The organism is Leucobacter faecis (assembly GCF_054456695.2).
The window spans coordinates 26339-49039 of record NZ_JBTJER020000002.1 but is presented as its reverse complement, the minus strand read 5'-3'; the positions used below and the strand labels follow the sequence as shown (position 1 = coordinate 49039).

Below are 22701 nucleotides of genomic sequence, written 5' to 3'. Positions count from 1 at the left end.
CAAAAGCGGAATTGGTCGCGCATATTTTGTGTTCAGGAGCAGTGGCAGGGGGATTGTCATGTTGGTCCTGCCAGTATGGGAGACATGAGAACGAGCATCGTCTGGTCTTTCGTGTGCGTCGCGGCGCTTTCGCTCACGGGGTGCGCAGCCACTTCGAACGACGCACCCAACCAGGCCGTGGCCCCGGTAGCGACCGCGTCGGCCACTCAGCTACTCTCAGAGCTCGGTCTGTCGACGAATGATGCCGTGACGCTCGTCGAGGGGCTCGAGGCGCTGCCCGTCAACGACAGGCCGAACGGGCTTACCGTCCAGGTACTGCCCAGCAGCGTCGTGCTGCAGCCCGGCACCCCCGCTGAAGAATCGCTCCCGCTCGCGGGTGATGAGTTCTACCTGTCGCTGGCCCCGTACGAAACCCAGACCCACCCGTGCGAGTTTCACGTACCCACGTCGTGCCTCGGCGAGATGCAGGGCGCCGAGATTCAGCTGCGCATCACCGATGCCGAGACCGGCGAGGTAGTGCGCGACGAAGTTACCAGCACCGAAGACAACGGCTTCATTGGTGTCTGGCTGCCGCGCGAGCGCGAGTATCGCGTGCAGGTAACGGCCGACGGCCGCACAGGAGAACGAACCGTGCGCACCGGCAGCACCGATCCCACTTGCATCACCACACTGCAGCTGAAGGCCTAGCGGCGGCGCAACTACGCCGCCGCAACTACGCCGCCGCAATAAGACCGCCGCGGTACAGGCGTACCCTGGAGGCATGACGAAGCAATCTGCCACACCGGCTTCGACAGCCCTGCTACCTCTCGAATGCGTATACGCAGACGCGTTCCCAGAGCTCGCGCTGCCGTGGGAAGCTCAGCGGCCACTGCACCCAGAGATCACCGTGCTCAACGACCCGCTCGCACGCGAGTTGGGGCTCGATCCCGCGGCTCTGCGCAGCGAAGCTGGGGTACGAGCGCTACTCGGCAATGACCTCGCGCCGGGCGCAAAGCCCGTCGCGCAGGTGTACGCCGGGCACCAGTTTGGCTCCTATTCAGCGCGTCTCGGTGACGGGCGCGCGCTACTGCTGGGCGAACTGCGTATGCAGGGTGGCGCGCTCGTCGACATTCACCTCAAGGGCTCTGGCCCCACCCCGTTCGCGCGCGGCGGCGACGGGTTTGCGGCGCTTGGGCCGATGCTGCGCGAGTATCTCGTGAGTGAGGCGATGCACGCGCTCGGCATTCCCACGACCCGCGCGCTTGCGGTGATCACGACGGGGCGACGCATCGCGCGAGACGGTGACCTCGTGCCCGCGGCGGTGCTCGTGCGCGTGGCGGCGAGCCACCTTCGCGTCGGCACCTTCCAGTACGCCCGCGCAACGGGCGACACCGGGCTGCTTGAACGACTCACGCGCTTTGCGCTCGAGCGGCACGCTCCGGATCGCGCAGCTGCCTCCCTCCCTGCGCTGGAGCTGCTCGATCACGTCGTGACGCGTCAGGCCTCCCTCGTTGCACAGTGGACCCTCGCCGGGTTTGTGCACGGCGTCATGAATACCGACAATATGACCATCTCGGGTGAAACGATCGACTACGGGCCGTGCGCGTTTCTCGACAATTACGATCCGGCGGCGGTGTTCAGCTCGATCGACAGGCAGGGCCGCTACGCGTTCGGTGCGCAGCCCACGGTGGCCGCATGGAACTTGACCCGCTTCGCTGAGGCGCTGCTGCCGCTCGTAGCGTTAGAAGCCAGGGCCACCGGCGAGACGAATGGTGTGGGCAGGACGAACGGTCGTGATGATGCGGGTGAAAGCGAAACGAGTGAGGGTGCGGTCGCAGCTGCACGTGAGGTGCTCGCACGCTTTGGCCCCGCCTACGATGCGGAGTGGATCGCCGGCATGCGCACCAAACTCGGGTTGCCCGGTACGGTTCTCGATGATGAGGTCGTGCAGCGCGGTACCGCACTACTGGAGGCATGGCAGCGCGAGCGTACCGATTACACACTCGCCATGCGCGAGGCGAACGCTGCAAATCCGCTCTACATCGCACGCAACGCGCTACTCGAAGAGGCGCTCACCCAAGCGACCAGCGGCGACCTCGCAATGTTTGAAGAGATGCTCGAGGCCGTGGCCAGGCCGGCGCTCGCCCGCGCAGGGTTCGGCCGCTTCGCGGTCGCACCTGAGGCGGGCGCGCGCCCGTTTGTGAGCTACTGCGGCACGTGACGTTTCCGGTGGCACAAAGTTTCACAATTTGTGCGGTTTCGGCGATGATTTTGTGACTTGACGACTGGTTTCGTTGCGATATAGCCTGTGCGTAGAGGTTATCGCGCTTTAGTGCGGCAAGAGTGCCCACCGTGAAACCCCATCATTTGGAGTGATACCCGTGACCGCCCCAGGCCACACCTTTGCTGCGCCCGCCGCGCAGGCGCGCTTCTTTTCGTCAAATCCTGTGCTTCGTCGTGTGGCGTTCGTGATCGGATACGAGGGCATCAGCCTGCTGTTTACGATCTTCGTGCTGGGTGCGCTGCTCGGTCACGGCGGTGGCGAGTCAACGCTGACCGCCGTGCTCGTGACCGCCACCGCGACGGCCTGGAACTACGTCTGGAATCTCTGCTTTGAGGCATTCGAACGCCGCTCGGCTCGCCGCGGCAGGGGTGCCGTCGCGCGCGCGCTGCACGCGCTGGGGTACGAGGGCGGGGTGCTCGTGTTTACCGTGCCGCTCGTCGCGGTGCTGCTCGGCGTGGGGCTCTGGGAAGCCCTCATGATTGAGGCCGGGCTGCTCGTATTTTTTCTGGTATTTACCCTCGTGTATACGTGGGCGTTCGACCGGGTGTGTGGGCTGCCTGCGTCTGCGCGGTGCCAGTAGCTGTGACCTGCGCGTAACACTAGCCCATTACACTCGCATCAGCGCTCAGCGCAAATCGCGCGCGCAAGAAAGGCAACGCTGATGACTATTCGCATCGGAATCGTTGGTTATGGCAATCTGGGGCGCGGTGTGCAGACCGCTATTGCGGCCCAGCCCGACCTCTCGCTCGCGGGTATTTTTACTCGCCGCGACCCGGTCACCTTCGATCCCGTAGATGATGCTCCCGTCTTTGCGCTCGCCGACATTGACGCGCACGCAGATGACATCGACGTACTTGTGCTCTGCGGTGGCTCGGCGAGCGACCTGCCAGTGCAGAGCCCCGAGCTCGCACGCAGGTTCTCGATCGTTGACAGCTTCGACAACCACGCGCTCATTCCCGAGCACTTCGCCGCGGTTGATGCCGCAGCGACCGCCGGTGGTACAACGGCGGTCATCTCGACCGGATGGGACCCGGGCCTGTTCTCAATCAACCGTCTCTATGGCGAGGCTATTCTGCCGCAGGGCGAGACCTACACATTCTGGGGCAGTGGTATTAGCCAGGGGCACTCGGACGCGGTGCGTCGTATCCCCGGCGTGGCGGGTGCAGCGCAGTACACACTGCCCGCAGTGGACGCGATCGAGCGTGTGCGTGCGGGCGAGCAGCCCGAGCTCACGACCCGTGAGAAGCACGTGCGACAGTGCTTTGTCGTGCTTGAAGAGGGCGCAGACGCCGAGGTGGTGCGCGAGGCGATCGTGACGATGCCCAACTATTTCGAACCGTACGACACGACCGTCAACTTCATTTCGGCCGAGGAGCTTGCGCGTGATCACTCGGGCATGCCGCACGGCGGTTTTGTGATTCGCAGCGGCGAGACGTCGCAGGGTACAAAGCAGGTAGTCGAGTACAGCCTCAGGCTCGACTCAAACCCCGAGTTCACGTCAAGTGTGCTTGTGGCGTATGCGCGAGCAGTCGCTCGACTCGCGCAGGCGGGCGATCATGGCGCAAAGACGCCGTTTGATATCGCCCCGGCTCTGCTGTCGCCTAAGTCGGCGGCTGAACTGCGCGCGGGCTTGCTGTAGCAGCACCACCCCTACGCAATATGGCTCATACACAACATGTGTATGAGCCATATTACGTTGGGGTGTTAGCTAGAGCGGTGCGCACGGCGATACAGCAGGGCTACTTGACATCGCGTACGACACCCCGGCCCGCCGAACGCCCCGAAAACAGGCACCCGCCCAAGAATGTACCCTCGAGCGCGTTGTAGCCGTGCACGCCGCCGCCGCCAAACCCCGCGGCTTCGCCCGCGGCATACAGCCCGGGCACCGGCTCACCCGTCGCACTGAGCGCCCGAGAACTCAGGTCGGTCTGAATGCCGCCGAGGCTCTTGCGCGTGAGCACGTGCAGTTTGATGCCGATGAGGGGGCCCGCGCTGGGGTCGAGTAGCCGGTGCGGGGAGGTAGTGCGGGTGAGTCGATCACCCAAATACCTGCGCGAGTTGTGGATACTCATCACCTGCGCGTCCTTTGTAAACGGGTTCGCAAGTTCGGCGTCACGCTCACGCACGACCCCGGCGACCCTGGCCGCGTCGAGAAGTGGAGTAGGCGTGAGCTCATTCATACGCGCTACGAGCTCGGGCACCGAGGCGCCCCGTACAAAGTCTGCCCCGTGATCAATGAATGCCTGCACCGGCCCGGGCGCACCCCGGCCAAGCCGCGTCCGCACGAGCAACTTCTTGTCACGGTTCGTCAGGTCAGGGTTTTGCTCAGAGCCAGACAGCGCAAACTCCTTGGCGGCCATACGCGCCGTCACGATGAACCACGAATGATCGTGGGCCGCGAGATCCGGCGTCGTGCGCAGCAGCCGCAGCGTGCCGAGCGTGTCGTGGCCCGGCAGACCGGGCAGCGGCAGTCTGCGACCGAGTGCGTCGAGCCACAGGGGCGAGGGACCGGGCAGAATGCGTATCGCGTGCCCCGGCCACACGGGATTCCAGTTGCGAATGCCCTCGGTGTAATGCCACATGCGGTCGCGGTTGACGAGCCGCGCACCGGCGGCTCCGGCCTGGTCGATCACGCGCCCGTCCACGTAGGCCGGCACGCCCGTGACCATGTGTGCGGGCGGCGTGCCAAGGCGTGCGGGCCAAAACTTGCGCACGAGATCGTGGTCGCCACCGATGCCGCCCGAGGCCACGATCACCGCTGGCGCGCGCAGCTCAAAATCGCCTGCCACCTCACGGTTCGAGGGGGCCCCGCGCAGATTCGCGCACGGTGCGAGCCGCGTACCCGCGACCCCCACCACGCGCCCCGCCTCGACCAGCAGTTCGTCGCATCGGTGCCGGTGCAACACACGGGTTCGGCCCGCTTCGACCGCTCGCTCTGCGGCATCGATGAAGGGCCGGATCACGCCCGTTCCTGTGCCCCATGGCACGTGAAACCGCGGCACCGAGTTTCCGTGCCCGCCCGCGGTCAGGTCGCCGCGTTCGGCCCACCCGACAACGGGGGTAAGGTCGATGCCCGCCTGCCGAATCCAGGCGCGCTTCTCACTCGTCGCAAATTCGACGTAGGCGCGTCCCCAGCGTTCGGCCCACACGTCATCGCCAGCGTGAGGGCCGGCGCTCGCCGCGCCCCTGTCCCACTGCGCGCTACCGCGCCAGTCCTGCCAGGCGAGCTCAAATGAATCGCGCACCCCAAAACGGCGCTGCTCTGGGGTGTCGACTAAGAAGAGCCCACCAAACGACCACCATGCCTGCCCACCCAAGTCTTGCGGGCCCTCTTGGTCGATGATGATCGTGCGCAGCCCCGCGGCAGCGGTCTCACGTGCGGCGGTGAGACCCGCGAGCCCGGCTCCCACAATGATGACGTCGGCGTCCATGCGACCATTCTGCCCCCGTATGACACGAAAGGCTATGCCCCGCGGCCGCCCGAACCGTGCTCGCCTGCGCGCTCCTGCCCGGATAACGTAGCGATCGCCGCCATGATGCGCTCGGTGGCCTCACGTCGCGCGCGGCCACCGGGCAGACCCGCAAGGTCTGAGAGCGGCACGGGGGCACCGAAACGCAGTTCGACGGGATCCGGCCGCTCGGTCCTGGGGTTCAGTAGCCGCCGGTTCGTGCCGATCAGACCCACAGGTACGACGGTGGCGCTCGTCTCGAGTGCCAGCCAGGCCGCGCCTGAGCGGCCGCGGTACAGCCTGCCATCGCGCGACCTGGTGCCCTCGGGAAACACAACGAAGACGCTGCCCGCAGCAAGCACGTCGCGGCCCGCGTCCAGGGCTGCCTGGGCGGCACTGGATGTGTTCCGGTGCACCGCAATGGCACCGATCTGGCGAAAGAACCAACCGCCCAAGCGCGAGTGAAACAGCGAGGCTTTTGCGAGAAACTGCACGCGCCGGGGTGAGAACGACGGGATCAAAACAGTGTCGAGGCCCGAAAGATGGTTGCTGACGACGAGAACGGGGCCGGTAGCGGGCACGTGCTCACGCCCAGTTACACGAGGGCGGTAACGCAGGCGAAGGTAGGGGCGCAGCACTGCCCGACCGATATAGAAAACGGGGCCGGGGCGCGGGGTGGTGAGAGCGTGCACCCATCGATGGTAGCCCGCGAATCCCCTGCGAACCGGTCGCGCCCGCTGTTTAGACACCAGTAGGGTGGGGGCGTAGGGCCGCACACCAATTGAGGAGGTGCCCCACATGATCGAGTTCGAGGGCGTGTCGAAGCGATACCCCGACGGCACAATCGCTGTCACCGATTTCTCGCTGGCGATCGCTTCGCGCTCTGTGGTCGCGCTGGTTGGTTCTTCTGGTTCGGGTAAGACGACGTTGCTGCGCATGATCAATCGCATGGTTGAGCCAACGGCGGGCCGTGTACTCATCGATGGCGCAGACATTCGCGAGCGGGGCGCTGTGCAGCTGCGACGCTCGATCGGGTATGTCATGCAGCAGGGCGGGCTCCTGCCACACCGTAGCGTGCTCGACAACGTATCGACGGTGCCACGGCTCACGGGAGCGACCCGCGCAGCGGCAAAGCGGCGCGCCAGCGAGCTGCTTGAACTCGTTGGGCTCGACGCCGCGCTTGGCACGCGCTTTCCGGCACAACTGTCGGGTGGGCAACAGCAGCGGGTGGGCGTGGCCCGCGCGCTCGCGGCAGACCCCAATATTTTGCTGATGGATGAGCCGTTTGGGGCGGTAGATCCGATTGTACGCCGCGAGCTACAGGCCGAGCTCTTGCGGCTGCAGGCCGAGCTCGGCAAAACGATCGTGTTCGTGACGCACGACGTCGATGAGGCCCTTCGTGTGGGAGATGAAATCGTGCTCCTTGAAGCGGGAGCACGTATCGCCCAGCATGACACCCCGCAGAGTGTGCTTGCCGCGCCGGCTAACGAGTTCGTGCGCGAGTTTGTGGGCGCCAACCTGTCTGAGCGCAAACTACGGGTCAAGCGCGTCGGCGACCGCACGGTCGCGCTCGACGAGCACGGCACACCTGTGGGGGTGCTCGAAGAATGAGCTGGTGGCTCAACAACTGGGAGCAGGTGGCGGGCCTCGCTGCCGCACACCTCGCGCTCAGTCTGCCAGCGATTGCGTTGAGCCTCGTGATTGCGGTACCGATCGGCCGCCTCGCGTTCGTGCGCCCGCGTGCGGGCGGGCCGCTTTTGAGTATCGCGAGCCTGGCGTATGCGATCCCGGCGCTGCCGCTGCTCATCATCGTGCCCGCCATTTTGGGGGTGCCGTTGCGCTCGTGGCAGACGATGGTCACGGCGCTCACCGTGTACGGTGTGGCCCTCCTCGTGCGAACGTCCGCCGACGCGTTTGCGTCCGTCGACGAGCAGGTGCGCACCGCAGCGATCGCCCTTGGCCACTCACGCCGCGCACTGTTTTGGCGCGTTGACCTGCCGCTTGCAACACCCGTGATCGTCTCGGGGCTGCGGGTTGTAGTGGTGTCGACGGTGAGTCTCGTGACGATCGGCGCGCTGATCGGCGTGCCCAGCCTTGGGTCGTTGCTCACCGACGGATTTCAGCGCGGCATCGCGGGTGAGGTGTGGGCGGGCGTCATCGCGACCGTGTTGCTCGCCCTCGTTCTCGATCTCGCCGTGCTCGGAATTGGCCGGGTGCTCAGTCCCTGGGCGCGGGTAGTACAGGGGCAGCGCGCATGAACTTGTTTGCCGATGCTCTGACATGGCTCTTGGACCCGGCCCAGTGGAGTGGTACGGGCTCGATTCCCGTGCGGCTCGGTCAGCACCTTGCGCTGACGGTTATCGTCGTTGTCGTGGGCTCGGCGATCGCGCTGCCCGCAGGCATCGCAATCGGGCACACCCGCCGCGGAGCCGCCTGGGTTGGTGGCGTCGCGGGGGCTGCTCGCGCGCTGCCCACGCTCGGTTTGCTCACGCTGTTCGGGCTCGCGCTCGGAATTGGCGTGTTAGCGCCCGTGCTTGCCCTGGTCATTCTCGCGATTCCGTCGCTTTTGGCGGGCGCATATGCGGGGGTGCAGGCGGTCGACCCGGCAGTGCCCGACGCCGCGAAAGCGGTCGGCATGACACCGCTGCAGGTCGTCTGGCAGGCAGAGCTGCCGCTCGCACTGCCTGTGCTGGTGGGCGGGGTGCGGGCCGCCACCCTGCAGGTCGTGTCGACACTGACGCTTGCGGCTTATGTCGCTGATGCTGGGCTGGGGCGCTACCTGTTCGCGGGGCTGAAGACCCGTGACTACGCGCAGATGCTTGCGGGTGCGCTGCTCGTGGTTGCGCTCACCCTGCTCCTTGATTTATTCCTAGGACTCACTCAGCGCGCGGTGGGCCGCGTCGCGCAACGCGCGCACCCCACCGTCGAACACAAGACAAGAAAGGTGATTCGATCATGACCAGGCAAGGCTTCGCCATTTCACGCTCACTCAAGCTGGCCGCGAGCGCCGCGGCCGCGGCGCTCGCCCTCACACTCGCGGGCTGCGCAGGCGCCGGGGGAGGCGACCCGCTCGCCGCTGGCGGCGAGAACGACGCCGACGGTGGCACGATCGTCGTCGGCTCGCAAGACTACTACTCGAACGAGATCATCGCTGAGCTGTACGCGCAGGCGCTCGAAGCGGGCGACTATCAGGTGGACCGGCAGTTGCGCATCGGCCAGCGCGAGGTGTACCTGCCCGAGCTCGAGGCAGGCAGCATCGATCTGATGCCGGAGTACACGGGTAACCTGCTGCAGTACTGGCAGCCCGACACCGAAGCACGCACAGCAGACGACGTGTATGCCGCGCTTACAGACGCGACGCCCAGTGGGCTGCGCGTGCTCGCCCAGTCACCCGCCACCGACCAAGACTCATACGTTGTTACGAGCGCGTTTGCCGACGAGTGGCAGCTGGAGTCGATCGGAGATCTCGCGAGTGTCACTGAACCACTCACCCTCGGCGCGAACTCCGAGGCCGAGACGCGCCCCTACGGGCCGAAGGGGCTCGCGAGCGTGTACGGCGTGAACGACGTCGCGTTCACGCCCATCGAAGATAGCGGCGGGCCACTCACGCTCAAAGCGCTCACCGACGGTGACATCCAACTCGCTAACATTTATTCGGCTGACCCTGCCCTGTCGGGCGGCGAGTTTGTGACGCTCGCAGACCCCAAGGGCATCTTCTTGGCTTCGCATGTGGTGCCGGTCGTGAGTGATCGGGTCGATGACGCCGCCGCCAAGATCATCGACGAAGTGAGCGCTAAACTCACGCCCAAAGATCTCGTTGCGCTCAACGCGCGAAGCGTGAACGATGAGCTGAATGCGCGCGACATCGCGGCTGACTGGCTGCGAGATCAAGGCCTGGTCTAGCCCGCTATGATTGCGCGGCGAGCGCTGGAAACACGCACTGTGTATTGAGTGGCGCGAGGTCTGTACGCTCCAGTGCCGGATCAATCCACTCGATACTTTCGATCTCTGCGCGCGGGGTGGCATCGAGCGCCGCGGCGAGAAAGTCGTGCGTGAACACGGTCGCCACGAGTGCGAAGCCTGGCTCGTTGGCGGCCACGGTGCGAAACGTGCCGAGGAGTACCAGATCGCTGGCGTTGAGCGTGAGTCCGAGTTCTTCGACAACTTCGCGTGCCGCGCAGGCTGCGGCGCTCTCCCCGGGATCCGGTTTGCCACCCGGCAGCATAAACGCGCTCGTACCGCGCTTGCGCACGTTCAAGACACGACCGGCACGGTCGCGCAGTACCACGGCACTGACATGGATAACCTGATCCGGAGTGGATGCGAGAATTGACATCGTGCCCGCCTAGCCCGCGTAGCCGGGCGCCGCGGGCAAGTCGAAGAACTCCTCGAGCGTCGTGATGCCCGTGCGCTGCATCTCGGACGCGAGCTCGGGGCCGACGTAACGGAAGTGCCACGGCTCGGGCATAAAGCCGGTGATGTGCTGTTTCTCGGCAGGGTATCGCTTGATGAAGCCGTAGGCGGCCGCGTTTGCAGCGAGCCACTGCCCAGCGGGGGTGTCACCAAAGCAGCTTGCGAGGTAGCAAGCGCCGTAATCGTCGAGGTCGACGGTGAGGCCCGTCTGATGCTCAGAATGACCGGGCCGCGCCGAGTACGTGTCGGCGGCCTCTTGACCATCGCGCGCGATGTACCCGTTGTACAGTTGCACCTGCAGTCCATAGGTGCGGTAGGCGCTAATGATGCGCACATCGTAACCAGCATCGCGGGCGCCCGCGATGAACTGCTCAGACGCGCGGGCGGCGACCTCGCGCAGTGGCTGACCGTTGTCGTTGGCGACGCCCACGGTCTCGACGAGGTCTGACGGTTCGAAGTCGACGGGTGTGAACGGGCGAAGCTTGTTGCCGACGACCCAGATCGACATGGGGTCGTCGATCGAGTGCGCCTGGCGGTCAAAACCCGAGTCCGCCGCGGCGGGCTTGGGGGCCTCAGGCTGCGGAGCAGCGTCTGACTCGGCCGCTTCTCGCTTCTTCTTGTCAGCTTCGGCCCGCGCTTTCGCCTCGGCCGCCTGTGATGAGGCGGACTTCTTGGGGCCCGCGGGCTCGGGCTCTGGCGCGCATGCGGCGAGTGAGCCGACAAGGGCGAGGGCGAGCAAAGCGGCTGCGCTTGGCCGAATAAACGTCATAGCAATATCGTAGGGGACGACTCGGAACAGCCCGATTAAGCGAGCGGCTCGCCGCTGAGCTCGCGGTAACGAGCGTCAGAAAGCCGGTCTGCGATGACGGGAAACGCGGCGCGCACGGCGGACACAGCATCGAGCGGTACATCTGCCACGCAGACCTCCTCACCGTCGCCGCACTCGACGATGACGCGACCACTCGGGTCGACGATGCGGCTGAACCCACCGAGCTGCACGTCGCCCTGCACGCCGCCGGCGTTGCACGCGAGCACCCAGAGCTGATGCTCGATCGCGCGGGCCTGCGACAGTACACGCCAGTGCTCGCGCCGGGCGGCTGGCCACGCGGCGGGCACCACCGCCGCCCAAGCGCCGCGCTCGCTGATTTGCTGCCACAGGCCAGGAAACCGCAGGTCGTAACAGGTGGTGCTGGCGAGCGGGCCGACGGGGCTGTCGGTGACGCTGAGGGTGTCGCCGGGGGTGAGTAGCTGTGACTCGAGTGACTCATAACCAAACACGTGAATCTTGCGGTACAGCTGCACGATCTCACCAGCTGCGTTGAGCAACACTGCCGTGTTAAACAGTTGGCCCTGCGTGCCATGCTCACTGCTGCCGCGTTCGATAATGCTGCCCAAGTGAATCCAACTGCCGAGCTCGCGTGCCACCGCCGCCATCGCGGTTACGGTGGGTCCATCAAGCGCCTCGGCGCGCGTCGCATACTCGTCGAAGGCGAAGTAGCCGGGGCTCCAGAGCTCGGGCAACACAAATAGGTCGACACCGATGTGCCCGCGCAACAGTTGTGCAACGCGTGCGATGCGATCGTGCTGCGCTTCGGCGGGCGGGCTCGCCACCTGCACGAGCGCAACCCGTGCAACCGGCTCGCTATGAACGGCGGGGGAGTTCGAAAGCGTTCGGTCCATAACGCCCACCCTACGCGGTGCGTGCATAGCCACCGAGCGTACGGCAGAATGGAACACGGTGATGCCCCATCGTGCGGGCATTAACCGTGACCGAAGGGTGAATACGCATGAGCATCGACACGGCGCCCAGGCCCGAGGGCGACGACCGGCCAGCAAATCCCGGCTGGCTGAACGAAGAGGAACTGCGCTTTGTGCGCGGCAGGCTGCCCATGCTCTACGTCGAAGCAGTGCCGGTGCGTGTGGACGGCATGGGACAGATCACCGAGGTGGGGCTGCTGCTGCGCAGCACGCCAGACGGTGTTATGACCCGCACGCTGGTGTCTGGCCGCGTGCGCTACGGCGAGCCCGTGCGTGAAGCGCTCGCCAGGCACCTCGAAAATGACCTCGGACCAATGGCGTTTCCGCAGATGCCCAACGCGCTGGTGCCAGCACAGGTCGCCGAATACTTTCCCATCCCGGGAATCTCGCAGTTCTACGATGAGCGCCAGCATGCGGTGTCGCTCGTGTACGTCGTACCGGTTACGGGGACGTGTAACCCTAGGCAGGACGCGCTCGAGGTGACGTGGATGACGCCAGAACTCGCGCTCTCAGACGAGACGCTGCGCGAACTTTCGGGCGGACGAGGGGCGCTGCTGCGTCAGGCACTCGCCACCGCGGGTTGTTAGTCGCGTCACCACGGGCGGTGAGCGTGGTGAGCCGGACTAACGTGCGCGGCGCTGCCACCTAATCAGGTGAGCGGGCGAGAACCCACGCTGGCATCGGCCACACGATACGTCCCTCGTGGGCGCGCGAAACTTGTAGTGCGCGTGCCCGGCGGGGCACGCTCCCACCCAGGGGGCATGCTCGTGAGCGATCTCGCCCTGGTGGGTTGTGCCGCCGACATAACCAATGACCTCTGCAAGGCGTTTCCAGCGGGGACCGTGCCCGGCATCTGGCCCGGCTAGCGCGTGCGCGACCTCGTGCAGCAGCGTTTGATAGATCTCTTCGTCAGAGAACTTGACCGCCAAATAGCGTGAAACGGTGATCTGCTTTTTGCCGAAGTGGCACAACCCCGCCCGGCGCTTCGCGTGGTCAAACCCAAACTGCCAGCCCTGCTTCGGGAGGTACATGTTGATGAGCGCCTCGCCCCACACGCGCACCCGCTCAAGCTCAGCCACGGCCGAACAGCTCTCGTGCGGGCGCGGGGGAGTCAACCGCGGTGGCGTCGGTCACGATGCGGCCACCGCGCGCGAGCTCGGCGAGTTCTCGGCTGTGCAGCATGCGCGCGGGGTGTGGGCCCCCCGCCAAGAGCCGAGGCAGCCAGTCAAGGGCGTCAAGTGGTTCGGCCGAAGCGACAAACACGATGTTGCCAAATCTGCGTCCCTTGAGCACCTGCGGTTCTGCGACCGCCGCGACTGCTGAAAACAGGCTCATAAGGGTCGCTGCCTGATTGCGCGCAAACGGGAGCCCGGTGCCGTCTGCGATGTTCACGACCACCACGCCTCCGGGCGCGAGCAGCGGGCGCAGCAGTTCGTAGAACTCCGTACTCGAGACGTGCGCGGGAGTGCGCGCCCCCGCGAAAATGTCGACAACCACGAGGTCCATTGCTCCCTGCATGCCAGCCGGGAGCTTGCCCAGCACCTCGCGGGCGTCGCCGCGCCGTACCCGAATGCTCGCTCGCTTGGGTAGGGGAGCAGCCTCGCGTACGAGGTCGACGATCGCACCCTCGAGCTCGACCACCTGCTGCCTGCTTCCGGGCCGAGTGGCCTCGACATAGCGCGGCAGCGTGAATGCGCCGCCGCCGAGGTGCAGTGCCGAGATCGGCTCACCCGCCGGTCGAAACAGATCGATGACGTGCCCCATGCGGCGCACGTACTCAAAGAACAAGTCGGTCTCGTCTTCGAGATTCACGTGCGACTGCGGGGTGCCATCGATCACGAGCTGTACCGCCCCGGGCACCCACTCGTCTTCTTCGATCGCGGCGACGAGCCCAGACGGCAGCGTAACGGCCAGCGGAAGCGGTGGCCCGGTGGCAATCTTGCTAGCCACGACCCAACCCCAATTCGTCGATCTTGCGCAGCATGTCTGCGTTGGACGGCTCGACCTGGTGGCTGGCATCGGGGTACAGAATCACCGGAATATTAGTGCGGCCACTGATGTCACGGGCGACTTCGGCCGCGTCGGGCTCTGCGATGAGATCGACGTAGCGATAGTTCACTCCGGCACGGTCAAACACGAGCTTGGCGCGCCGGCAGTCCCCGCACCAGTCGGCGCCAAACATGACGGTCTGGGTATCGTGGGATTCAGTTGAAGAAGTGTTCTGGCTCATGTCAACAGCCTAAAGTGACCCTCCGACATTGGCCTAAGCGAGCCCCGCCGCACCGCGCTCAGCGCGACCTGCGCCGAACCACGGTTTCCACAGTGCGTAGCTCAGCAGGGCCGCTGCCGTGCCCAGGAGCGCACCCGCTACGGTGTCGCTCAGCCAGTGCACGTGCAGCGCCGTACGGCTCCACGCCATCAGCGCCACCCAGGCCCCAGCCCCCGCGTATACCCACACGTGCTGACGCCGTGCGAGCCACCCTGCGCTGCACACAACGAGCGCGAGTGAGACGGCGAGCGCGGCTGCGCCCATCGTGTGCCCCGACGGATACGAGCTGCCGCTCGCACTGTAGAGCTGCCCCCATGGTCTGGGGCGCGCGATCAGGCTCTTCAGCAGCTCTGATCCGGCAATTCCAAACAGCATCGCTGTTAATACGGTCGCCGCGCCACGGGGCAGCCGCAGCGCAAAGAACAGCGCGGCCGCGATCGCCGCACACGAGGCGGCGCCCACGCCGCTGCCCACTTCGGCCATAAACGCCGCGATCGCGAATGTACCGCTGCCCGGCGATACCGCCGCGACACCGTGCCACCATGAGTCGATGCCGAGCGGTCCCTGCTCGACAAACCGCAGATACGCGCCAAACGCGAGCACGATTGCGATCGCGCCAAACGCCCACGGCGCCGCAGCTCGCGGCGGCCGCGATGTGTGATCCGGATCATGGCGCCGCGGAGGTGAAACTTGATGCATTGAGCTACAGTAGCGCCGCGAGCTAGAGAGTTTTGTGAGTGCCGCGCGTCGCGCACGATGAGGCGGTAGCCGAGAATATGCTGGGACGGGCGATCCGGCCGCGTAAATTGCTGATCGTGACGTAGACAGCAGGTAACGATGGTGTTACTCTTAGTAGCTGCACTACGGACACCAGTGTGCCTTCATATAGTGGTAGGCCCCGGGAGCTGGCGCGAAAGCGCAAATGAGCCTCGACCGCGTGATCCGATGCACTTCTCGCAAGACCAGGCTCAACCGGCCCGACGGGGCCCACGGAGGTAGTTTCCTTGGCTGCTGCGCGCAACGCATCGTCCACCACCCAACCGAAGAACGGTCGCAATCACGAGCGCCTGTCCTTCGCCAAGATTTCCGACACGCTGTCGGTGCCAAACCTGTTGGCGCTGCAGCTTGAGAGCTTTGAATGGCTCGTCGGTAACGACGCCTGGAAGCAGCGCGTCGCCGAGGCACAGGCTCAAGGGCGCGATGACATCGCCCTGAAGAGTGGCCTCGAAGAGATCTTTGACGAGATCTCACCGATCGAAGACAACGCTGGCACCATGCAGCTGTCGTTCGAGAACCCGATCCTCGATGATCAGAAGTTCACCATCGAGGAGTGCAAGGAGCGCGGTAAGACCTACGCGGCTCCTCTGTACGTCGAGGCGGCGTTCTACAACACCGAGACTCAGGTACTCAAGAGCCAGACCGTTTACATGGGTGACTTCCCCATCATGACGGACAAGGGCACGTTCATCATTAACGGCACCGAGCGCGTCATTGTGTCGCAGCTTGTGCGTAGCCCCGGTGTGTACTTCGAGCGCGCACAGGAGAAGACGAGCGATAAAGACGTCTTCACCGCACGCGTGATCCCAAGCCGTGGTGCATGGCTCGAGTTTGAGGTCGATAAGCGCGACCAGGTTGGTGTGCGTATCGACCGCAAGCGTAAGCAGTCGGTCACGGTGTTCCTCAAGGCTCTCGGCATGACCACCGAAGAGATCATGGAAGAGTTCACCGGCTACGAGTCGATCATGCTGACCCTGGAGAAGGACACCGTCCTCACCCAGGAAGAAGCGCTGAAGGACATCTACCGCAAGCAGCGTCCGGGCGAGCAGGTTGCGATCGAGGCTGCCAAGGCACTGCTCGATAACAGCTACTTCAATGAGAAGCGCTACGACCTCGCGAAGGTCGGTCGTTACAAGATCAACCGCAAGCTGGGCGTTGACGCCCCCATCACCGACTCGGTGCTGTCGCTTGAGGACATCATTGCGACGATCAAGTACCTCGTCGGTCTGCACGCAGAGACGAAGACGCTGCCCGGCGTACGCGACGGCAAGCCCTTCGACAACCGCCTCGACACCGATGACATCGATCACTTTGGCAACCGTCGCATTCGCGCCGTGGGCGAGCTGATCCAGAACCAGGTGCGCACCGGCCTCAGCCGCATGGAGCGCGTTGTGCGCGAGCGCATGACGACTCAGGACATCGAAGCGATTACGCCGAACACCCTGATCAACACACGCCCCGTGCTGGCCGCGATCAAGGAGTTCTTCGGTACTTCGCAGCTGTCGCAGTTCATGGACCAGAACAACCCGCTTGCTGGTCTCACGAACAAGCGTCGTCTCTCGGCCCTCGGCCCGGGCGGTCTCTCACGTGACCGCGCAGGCGTTGAGGTGCGAGACGTGCACCCTTCGCACTACGGCCGTATGTGCCCCATTGAGACCCCTGAAGGCCCGAACATTGGCCTGATCGGTGCACTCGCAACGTTTGCGCGCATCAACGCGTTCGGCTTCATCGAGACGCCCTACCGCCGCATTCTTGATGGCAAGGTCACTGATCAGGTTGACTACCTCACCGCGCACGAAGAGGACGAGTACCTCATCGCGCAGGCTGGCGCGCCCCTCACCGAGGACGGCACGTTTGCAGAGGAGCAGGTGCTTGCACGCCCCCGCGGCTCTGAGGTGATGATGGTCGACGCTAACCGCGTGGACTACATGGACGTCTCGCCCCGCCAGATGGTGTCGGTCGCGACGTCGCTGATTCCGTTCCTCGAGCACGACGATGCGAACCGCGCGCTCATGGGTGCGAACATGCAGCGCCAGGCTGTGCCGCTCGTGCGCTCCGAGTCGCCCGTTGTGGGCACCGGTATGGAGGGCTACGCAGCCATCGACGCCGGTGATGTTGTTGTCGCCGAGAAGAGCGGCGTGATTGAAGACGTTTCGGCTGATGTCGTGACGATTCAGCTCGACGAGGGTGGCCGTAAGAGCTACTTCCTGCGCAAGTTCGATCGCTCGAACCAGGGCACGAGCTATAACCACCGCGTCATCGTCAAGGAGGGTGAGCGCATCGAGGCCGGCGAGGTCATCGCTGACGGCCCCGCCACCGAGAACGGTGAGCTCGCGCTTGGCAAGAACCTGCTCGTCGCGTTCATGCCCTGGGAGGGCCTCAACTTTGAGGACGCCATCATCCTGAGCCAGAACCTGGTGAAGGACGACACGCTGTCGTCGATCCACATCGAGGAATACGACATCGATGCGCGCGACACCAAGCTTGGCAAGGAGGAGATCACTCGTGACCTCCCCAACGCGAGCATGGAGGCGCTGAAGGATCTCGACGAGCGCGGCATCATCCGCATCGGCGCCGAGGTTGGCCCCGGCGACATTCTCGTCGGCAAGGTGACGCCCAAGGGCGAAACCGAGCTCTCGGCAGAAGAGCGCCTGCTGCGCGCCATCTTCAACGAGAAGAGCCGCGAGGTGCGTGACACCTCACTCAAGGTGCCGCACGGTGTCTCGGGTACCGTCACGTCGGTGAAGGTGTTTGACGCAGAGAACGACAACGACGACGAGCTGGGCTCGGGCGTCAACCAGCGCGTGGTCGTCTACATTGCGCAGAAGCGTAAGATCACCGAGGGTGACAAGCTTGCTGGCCGTCACGGCAACAAGGGCGTCATCTCGAAGATCCTCCCCGTCGAAGACATGCCCTTCCTCGCCGACGGTACCCCCGTCGACGTGATCCTCAACCCGCTCGGTATCCCCGGTCGAATGAACTTCGGCCAGGTGCTCGAGATTCACCTCGGCTGGATCGCCAAGCAGGGCTGGAAGGTTGAGGGCGCTCCCGAGTGGGCAGCGAAGCTGTCGGAGCAGGCTCTCGAGGCTGCACCCAACACGAAGGTCGCAACCCCCGTGTTCGACGGCGCGTCAGAGGCAGAGATCGCGGGTCTTCTTGACTCGACGCTCCTCACACGCGACGGCGAACGCCTGGTCGATCACACGGGCAAGACGCAGCTGTTTGACGGCCGCTCGGGTGAGCCGTACCCGTACCCGATCTCGGTCGGCTACATGTACATCCTCAAGCTGCACCACCTCGTGGACGATAAGATCCACGCGCGTTCAACGGGCCCGTACTCGATGATCACGCAGCAGCCCCTCGGTGGTAAGGCCCAGTTTGGTGGCCAGCGTTTCGGTGAGATGGAGGTGTGGGCACTCGAGGCTTACGGCGCCGCTTACGCGCTGCAGGAGCTGCTCACGGTGAAGTCTGACGACATTCTTGGTCGTGTGAAGGTCTACGAGGCCATCGTGCGCGGCGAGAACATCCCCGAGCCTGGTGTGCCCGAGTCGTTCCGCGTGCTCATGAAGGAGATGCAGTCGCTCTGCCTGAACGTTGAGGTGCTTGGTAAGGACGGCAACGTCGTGAGCCTGCGCGATAACGACGATGAGGCGCACCGCACCGCTGAAGAGCTGGGCATTAACCTTTCCTCCCGCTTCGAGACCTCGTCTGTCGACGAGATCTAAGCCGGATCAAACGACTTAAGTTACCAAGGGAGAACAATTTTGCTCGAGGGACCAGATTTTAACGAGCTGCAGATCCGTCTCGCGACCGCTGAGGACATCCGCAGCTGGTCGTTTGGCGAGGTCAAGAAGCCTGAGACGATCAACTACCGTACGCTGAAGCCTGAGAAGGACGGCCTCTTCGGTGAGCAGATCTTCGGACCCAGCCGCGACTGGGAGTGCTCGTGTGGCAAGTACAAGCGCGTGCGCTACAAGGGCATCGTATGTGAGCGCTGTGGCGTCGAGGTCACCAAGTCAAGCGTGCGCCGTGAGCGCATGGGCCACATTGAGCTGGCCGCACCGGTCACGCACATTTGGTACTTCAAGGGTGTACCTAGCCGTCTCGGTTACCTGCTCGACATGGCGCCGAAGGACCTCGAAAAGGTCATCTACTTCGCCGCCTACATGGTGATCGATGTTGACGAAGAAGGCCGCCACGAAGACCTGGGCGAGCTGGAGGCCGAGCTGCGTCTCGAGCTGAAGACGCTCGAAGACCAGCGCGATATTTCGATCGCACAGCGCCAGCAGCAGGCGGAGTCCGACCTTGCCGCGCTCGAAGCAGAAGGGGCGAAGGCAGATCAGCGCCGTCGCGCCGAGGCTTCGGCCGAAAAGGAAATGACCGCGCTGCGCAAGGGCTTCGATGACGACATCGCTCGCCTGCAGCGCGTGTGGGAGGACTTCCGCAACCTCAAGGTGGGCGACCTCAAGCCCGAGGACGCCGTGTTCGCAGACCTCATGGATCGCTACGGCGACTACTTCGAGGCCTACATGGGTGCCGCTGCCATCAAGAAGCGCCTGGAGAGCTTCGACCTTGAGGCCGAAAGCGAACTACTGCACCTGCAGATCGCTGAGGGTAAGGGTCAGAAGAAGATCCGTGCGATTAAGCGCCTCAAGGTGGTTAACTCGTTCCTGACGACGGGCGCTAGCCCCGCGTCGATGGTGCTCGATGTTGTGCCGGTGATTCCGCCCGAGCTGCGCCCCATGGTGCAGCTTGACGGTGGCCGCTTCGCGACCTCGGATCTGAACGATCTGTACCGCCGCGTGATCAACCGCAACAACCGTCTGCGCCGCCTGCTTGACCTCGGGGCTCCCGAGATCATCGTGAACAACGAGAAGCGCATGCTGCAGGAGGCCGTCGACGCGCTGTTCGACAACGGCCGCCGTGGCCGCCCCGTCACGGGCACCGGCAACCGCGCCCTGAAGTCGCTCAGCGACATGCTCAAGGGCAAGCAGGGTCGATTCCGTCAGAACCTGCTCGGTAAGCGCGTTGACTACTCGGGCCGTTCGGTCATCGTGGTCGGCCCGCAGCTGAAGCTGCACCAGTGTGGTCTGCCTAAGCAGATGGCACTTGAGCTCTTCAAGCCGTTCGTGATCAAGCGCCTCATGGATCTGTCGCACGCGCAGAACGTCAAGGCGGCCAAGCGCATGGTTGAGCGCGCACGTTCAGAGGTTTGGGACGTGCTCGAGGAGATCATTCGCGAGCGCCCCGTGATGCTGAACCGCGCACCGACGCTGCACCGCCTCGGTATTCAGGCGTTCGAGCCGCAGCTCGTTGAGGGCAAGGCAATTCAGCTGCACCCCCTCGTCTGCACCGCGTTCAACGCTGACTTCGATGGCGACCAGATGGCAGTTCACCTGCCGCTGTCGGTCGAAGCGCAGGCAGAGGCACGCGTGCTGATGCTCGCATCGAACAACATCCTGAAGCCGTCTGACGGTCGCCCGGTGACGCTGCCCTCACAGGACATGATCATCGGTCTGCACCACCTCACCACCCTCAAGGAGGACGAGGTTGGCGCGGGGCGTGCGTTCGGTTCGATCGCTGAGGCGATCCTCGCTATGGACGAGCACACGCTCGACCTGGGTGCCCCTGTCAAGATTCGTCTTGAGGCGTACACCGACGCAAAGGGTGTGACCTCGGCTAAGCCCGTCATCGTGCAGACGTCACTCGGCCGCGCTATCTTCAACGAGGCGCTGCCGGCTGATTACCCGTACTTTGAGCGCGTCGCAGACAAGGGAACGCTCTCGAGCCTTGTCAACGACCTGGCCGAGCGCTACCCGAAGGTTGAGGTGGCGGCAACGCTTGACCGCATCAAGGATGCGGGCTTCTACTGGGCATCGCGCTCGGGTGTTACCGTCGCGCTGTCTGACGTTGTGACGCCGACAAAGAAGGCTGAAATCATTGCGATGCACGAAGAGCGCGCATCGAAGGTTCAGCGCGACTACGACCGCGGCATGATCCAGGACTCTGAGCGCCACAAGGCACTCACCGAGATCTGGACCGAAGCGACCGACGAGGTTGCAGAGGCGATGCGTGAAGAGTTCCCCAAGGACAACACCATCTTCCGTATGGTGTCGTCGGGTGCTCGTGGTAACTGGCTGCAGATCCGTAACATCGCGGGTATGCGTGGCCTGGTGTCGAACCCGAAGGGCGAGATCATCCCCCGCCCGATCATCAACTCGTACCGCGAGGGCCTGTCGGTGGCCGAGTACTTCATCGCGACCCACGGTGCGCGTAAGGGTCTGGCAGATACCGCTCTGCGTACCGCTGACTCGGGCTACCTGACTCGTCGACTCGTCGACGTTTCGCAGGACGTCATCATTCGTGAGGAAGACTGTGGCACCCGCCGCGGTCTCGACCTTCCGATTGCGGCGCCCGACGCAAACGGCGTGCTCGTAGGCGACGAAAACGTTGAGAACTCGGTGTACGCACGTACGCTCGCGACCGACGCGATCGGTGCAGACGGCGCAGTGGTCGCAACCGGTGGCGAAGACGTGGGCGACGTGCTCATCGCCAAGCTCATCGACGGCGGGGTGACCGAGATCAAGGTGCGCTCTGTGCTCACCTGTGAGTCTGCAGTCGGCGTGTGCGCGACCTGCTACGGCCGTTCGCTTGCGACCGGCCAGCGCGTCGACATCGGCGAGGCCGTCGGCATCATCGCGGCACAGTCGATTGGTGAGCCCGGTACCCAGCTGACGATGCGTACGTTCCACACCGGTGGTTCGGCTTCGGCAGATGACATCACGCAGGGTCTGCCCCGCGTGCAGGAGCTCTTCGAGGCGCGTACCCCGAAGGGTGCGTCACCCATCGCTGAGGCCGCCGGCCGCATCATCATCGAGGACACCCCCAAGGGTCGTACCATTCTGCTGACGCCTGACGACGGCACCGAAGAGAAGGCATATCCCGTGCTCAAGCGCGCGACCCTTCTCGTCGAAGATGGCGATCACGTGCAGCTGGGCCAGCCCTTCCTGCAGGGCACCCTCGACCCGAAGGACATTCTGCAGGTCGGTTCGACCGAGAACGGCAAGCACATCCCCGGTGAGCGTGCTGTGCAGAAGTACCTCGTCGAGGGCGTGCAGGGCGTGTACCGCTCGCAGGGCGTGCCGATCCACGATAAGCACATCGAGGTCATCGTGCGCCAGATGCTGCGCAAGGTCACCGTCGTCGACCACGGCGACACCGAGCTGCTCCCGGGCGCGCTCGTCGACCGCGCAAGCTACCAGCGCATCAACCGCGAAGCACTGCTCGATGGCAAGCGCACCGCGACCGCTCGCTCCGAGGTTATGGGTATCACCAAGGCCTCGCTTGCGACCGAGTCGTGGCTGTCTGCCGCATCGTTCCAGGAGACGACCCGCGTGCTCACGCAGGCAGCGATGGAGGGATCGAAGGATCCGCTCATCGGCCTGAAGGAGAACGTGATCATCGGTAAGCTGATCCCGGCTGGCACCGGCCTGGGCGTGTACCGTGACGTCACCGTGCAGGCGACTGAGGACGCGAAGGCAGAGCGGTACCCCAACCGCCTGTTCGCGACCGAGGGCACGTTCGACGAGAACGACCTGTCGTTCGTTGACTTCGACAGCTTCACGGCTGATGAGTTCAACCCCGGCAACTACAGCTAAGTAGCCGCCACACCGCGCGTGGGCGTTCGCACTTCGGTGCGGGCGCCCACGCGTTTTTTATGCCCCGCTTTTGGCTCTGCGGCGAGGGACGCGCATATTTAGGTGGCAAGCTTG

At 64.5% G+C, this 22701-nt stretch carries 20 protein-coding genes; 11 read left to right on the top strand and 9 right to left on the bottom strand.

The window, feature by feature from the left end; translation table 11 throughout:
- Positions 1-84: 84 nt before the first annotated feature.
- The 4 genes from ACXR2W_RS02195 to ACXR2W_RS02180 all read left to right on the top strand — a co-directional run bounded on the left by ACXR2W_RS02195 (position 85) and on the right by ACXR2W_RS02180 (position 3902).
- Entirely contained in the window at positions 85-687 is a 603-nt protein-coding gene (locus ACXR2W_RS02195) for a CueP family metal-binding protein (protein WP_458811492.1), read from the top strand.
- Positions 688-760: 73 nt separating this feature from the next.
- Positions 761-2200, top strand: coding sequence for a protein adenylyltransferase SelO (locus tag ACXR2W_RS02190; RefSeq protein ID WP_458811490.1), 1440 nt, complete (start codon positions 761-763; stop codon positions 2198-2200).
- A 160-nt stretch (positions 2201-2360) separates the two neighbouring features.
- Positions 2361-2843, top strand: a complete 483-nt coding sequence (locus ACXR2W_RS02185; protein WP_458811488.1) for a PACE efflux transporter — start codon at positions 2361-2363, stop codon at positions 2841-2843.
- Between the two features lie 81 nt (positions 2844-2924).
- Entirely contained in the window at positions 2925-3902 is a 978-nt protein-coding gene (locus tag ACXR2W_RS02180; RefSeq protein WP_458811486.1) for a diaminopimelate dehydrogenase, read from the top strand.
- Between the two features lie 100 nt (positions 3903-4002).
- Here ACXR2W_RS02180 and ACXR2W_RS02175 read toward each other — a convergent pair whose 3' ends face one another.
- Both ACXR2W_RS02175 and ACXR2W_RS02170 read right to left on the bottom strand, forming a co-directional pair.
- Positions 4003-5694 carry an FAD-binding dehydrogenase gene (locus ACXR2W_RS02175; RefSeq protein WP_458811484.1) on the bottom strand — a complete coding sequence of 564 codons (1692 nt, stop codon included), beginning with the start codon at positions 5692-5694 and terminating at the stop codon, positions 4003-4005.
- 32 nt (positions 5695-5726) lie between these two features.
- A complete protein-coding gene (locus ACXR2W_RS02170) occupies positions 5727-6404 on the bottom strand; it encodes a lysophospholipid acyltransferase family protein (protein ID WP_458811482.1) in 678 nt (225 codons plus the stop codon).
- A 106-nt stretch (positions 6405-6510) separates the two neighbouring features.
- On the opposite strand from ACXR2W_RS02170, the gene ACXR2W_RS02165 reads away from it, so the two are divergent.
- Genes ACXR2W_RS02165 through ACXR2W_RS02150 form a run of 4 tightly spaced genes read left to right on the top strand, consistent with a single transcriptional unit; the run spans position 6511 to position 9615 of the window.
- Positions 6511-7323, top strand: coding sequence for an ABC transporter ATP-binding protein (locus tag ACXR2W_RS02165; protein ID WP_458811480.1), 813 nt, complete (start codon positions 6511-6513; stop codon positions 7321-7323).
- Positions 7320-7970, top strand: a complete 651-nt coding sequence (locus ACXR2W_RS02160) for an ABC transporter permease (protein WP_458811478.1) — start codon at positions 7320-7322, stop codon at positions 7968-7970. The genes ACXR2W_RS02165 and ACXR2W_RS02160 overlap by 4 nt, the downstream gene beginning before the upstream one ends.
- Positions 7967-8671 (top strand): ABC transporter permease, encoded by a 705-nt coding sequence (locus tag ACXR2W_RS02155; RefSeq protein WP_458811476.1) that lies wholly within the window; start codon positions 7967-7969, stop codon positions 8669-8671. Before ACXR2W_RS02160 ends, ACXR2W_RS02155 begins: the two co-directional genes overlap by 4 nt.
- On the top strand, positions 8668-9615 hold the full coding sequence (locus tag ACXR2W_RS02150; RefSeq protein ID WP_458811474.1) for an ABC transporter substrate-binding protein: 948 nt from the start codon (positions 8668-8670) through the stop codon (positions 9613-9615). The genes ACXR2W_RS02155 and ACXR2W_RS02150 overlap by 4 nt, the downstream gene beginning before the upstream one ends.
- A 4-nt stretch (positions 9616-9619) precedes the next feature.
- On the opposite strand, the gene ACXR2W_RS02145 is transcribed toward ACXR2W_RS02150, so the two are convergent.
- From ACXR2W_RS02145 to ACXR2W_RS02135, 3 genes are read right to left on the bottom strand one after another with little or no spacing between them, the layout of a single operon-like run.
- Positions 9620-10048 (bottom strand): NUDIX hydrolase, encoded by a 429-nt coding sequence (locus tag ACXR2W_RS02145; protein ID WP_458811472.1) that lies wholly within the window; start codon positions 10046-10048, stop codon positions 9620-9622.
- Between the two features lie 9 nt (positions 10049-10057).
- Positions 10058-10894 (bottom strand): M15 family metallopeptidase, encoded by an 837-nt coding sequence (locus ACXR2W_RS02140; RefSeq protein WP_458811470.1) that lies wholly within the window; start codon positions 10892-10894, stop codon positions 10058-10060.
- A 35-nt stretch (positions 10895-10929) separates the two neighbouring features.
- Complete coding sequence (locus ACXR2W_RS02135) at positions 10930-11805, bottom strand: nitrilase-related carbon-nitrogen hydrolase (protein WP_458811468.1); 876 nt, start codon at positions 11803-11805, stop codon at positions 10930-10932.
- Between the two features lie 107 nt (positions 11806-11912).
- Here ACXR2W_RS02135 and ACXR2W_RS02130 point away from each other — a divergent pair, with 107 nt between their 5' ends.
- The gene (locus ACXR2W_RS02130) at positions 11913-12470 is read left to right on the top strand and encodes an NUDIX hydrolase family protein (protein WP_458811466.1); all 558 of its coding nucleotides are present in this window, start codon (positions 11913-11915) and stop codon (positions 12468-12470) included.
- Between the two features lie 36 nt (positions 12471-12506).
- Here the strand turns inward: ACXR2W_RS02130 and ACXR2W_RS02125 are convergent, their stop codons facing one another.
- The 4 genes from ACXR2W_RS02125 to ACXR2W_RS02110 are packed head-to-tail and all read right to left on the bottom strand — an operon-like array spanning position 12507 to position 14851.
- Complete coding sequence (locus ACXR2W_RS02125) at positions 12507-12962, bottom strand: SprT-like domain-containing protein (RefSeq protein WP_458811464.1); 456 nt, start codon at positions 12960-12962, stop codon at positions 12507-12509.
- A complete protein-coding gene (locus tag ACXR2W_RS02120; protein WP_458811462.1) occupies positions 12955-13833 on the bottom strand; it encodes a spermidine synthase in 879 nt (292 codons plus the stop codon). The genes ACXR2W_RS02125 and ACXR2W_RS02120 overlap by 8 nt, the downstream gene beginning before the upstream one ends.
- Positions 13826-14113, bottom strand: a complete 288-nt coding sequence (locus ACXR2W_RS02115; RefSeq protein ID WP_458811460.1) for a glutaredoxin domain-containing protein — start codon at positions 14111-14113, stop codon at positions 13826-13828. The genes ACXR2W_RS02120 and ACXR2W_RS02115 overlap by 8 nt, the downstream gene beginning before the upstream one ends.
- Before the next feature lie 33 nt (positions 14114-14146).
- Entirely contained in the window at positions 14147-14851 is a 705-nt protein-coding gene (locus tag ACXR2W_RS02110) for a phosphatase PAP2 family protein (protein WP_458811458.1), read from the bottom strand.
- A gap of 305 nt (positions 14852-15156) precedes the next feature.
- Here ACXR2W_RS02110 and rpoB point away from each other — a divergent pair, with 305 nt between their 5' ends.
- Together rpoB and rpoC are read left to right on the top strand one after the other, a co-directional pair.
- Positions 15157-18654 carry a DNA-directed RNA polymerase subunit beta gene (rpoB, locus tag ACXR2W_RS02105; protein ID WP_458811456.1) on the top strand — a complete coding sequence of 1166 codons (3498 nt, stop codon included), beginning with the start codon at positions 15157-15159 and terminating at the stop codon, positions 18652-18654.
- A 39-nt stretch (positions 18655-18693) separates the two neighbouring features.
- Positions 18694-22587, top strand: coding sequence for a DNA-directed RNA polymerase subunit beta' (gene rpoC, locus ACXR2W_RS02100; RefSeq protein WP_458811454.1), 3894 nt, complete (start codon positions 18694-18696; stop codon positions 22585-22587).
- Positions 22588-22701: the final 114 nt, after the last annotated feature.

Coding starts and splice junctions, on each gene's coding strand:
- ACXR2W_RS02195 (WP_458811492.1), top strand. CDS start 85: ATGAGAACGAGCATCGTCTGGTCTTTCGTGTGCGTCGCGGCGCTTTCG.
- ACXR2W_RS02190 (WP_458811490.1), top strand. CDS start 761: ATGACGAAGCAATCTGCCACACCGGCTTCGACAGCCCTGCTACCTCTC.
- ACXR2W_RS02180 (WP_458811486.1), top strand. CDS start 2,925: ATGACTATTCGCATCGGAATCGTTGGTTATGGCAATCTGGGGCGCGGT.
- ACXR2W_RS02175 (WP_458811484.1), bottom strand. CDS start 5,694: ATGGACGCCGACGTCATCATTGTGGGAGCCGGGCTCGCGGGTCTCACC.
- ACXR2W_RS02165 (WP_458811480.1), top strand. CDS start 6,511: ATGATCGAGTTCGAGGGCGTGTCGAAGCGATACCCCGACGGCACAATC.
- ACXR2W_RS02160 (WP_458811478.1), top strand. CDS start 7,320: ATGAGCTGGTGGCTCAACAACTGGGAGCAGGTGGCGGGCCTCGCTGCC.
- ACXR2W_RS02155 (WP_458811476.1), top strand. CDS start 7,967: ATGAACTTGTTTGCCGATGCTCTGACATGGCTCTTGGACCCGGCCCAG.
- ACXR2W_RS02150 (WP_458811474.1), top strand. CDS start 8,668: ATGACCAGGCAAGGCTTCGCCATTTCACGCTCACTCAAGCTGGCCGCG.
- ACXR2W_RS02145 (WP_458811472.1), bottom strand. CDS start 10,048: ATGTCAATTCTCGCATCCACTCCGGATCAGGTTATCCATGTCAGTGCC.
- ACXR2W_RS02140 (WP_458811470.1), bottom strand. CDS start 10,894: ATGACGTTTATTCGGCCAAGCGCAGCCGCTTTGCTCGCCCTCGCCCTT.
- ACXR2W_RS02135 (WP_458811468.1), bottom strand. CDS start 11,805: ATGGACCGAACGCTTTCGAACTCCCCCGCCGTTCATAGCGAGCCGGTT.
- ACXR2W_RS02130 (WP_458811466.1), top strand. CDS start 11,913: ATGAGCATCGACACGGCGCCCAGGCCCGAGGGCGACGACCGGCCAGCA.
- ACXR2W_RS02115 (WP_458811460.1), bottom strand. CDS start 14,113: ATGAGCCAGAACACTTCTTCAACTGAATCCCACGATACCCAGACCGTC.
- ACXR2W_RS02110 (WP_458811458.1), bottom strand. CDS start 14,851: ATGCATCAAGTTTCACCTCCGCGGCGCCATGATCCGGATCACACATCG.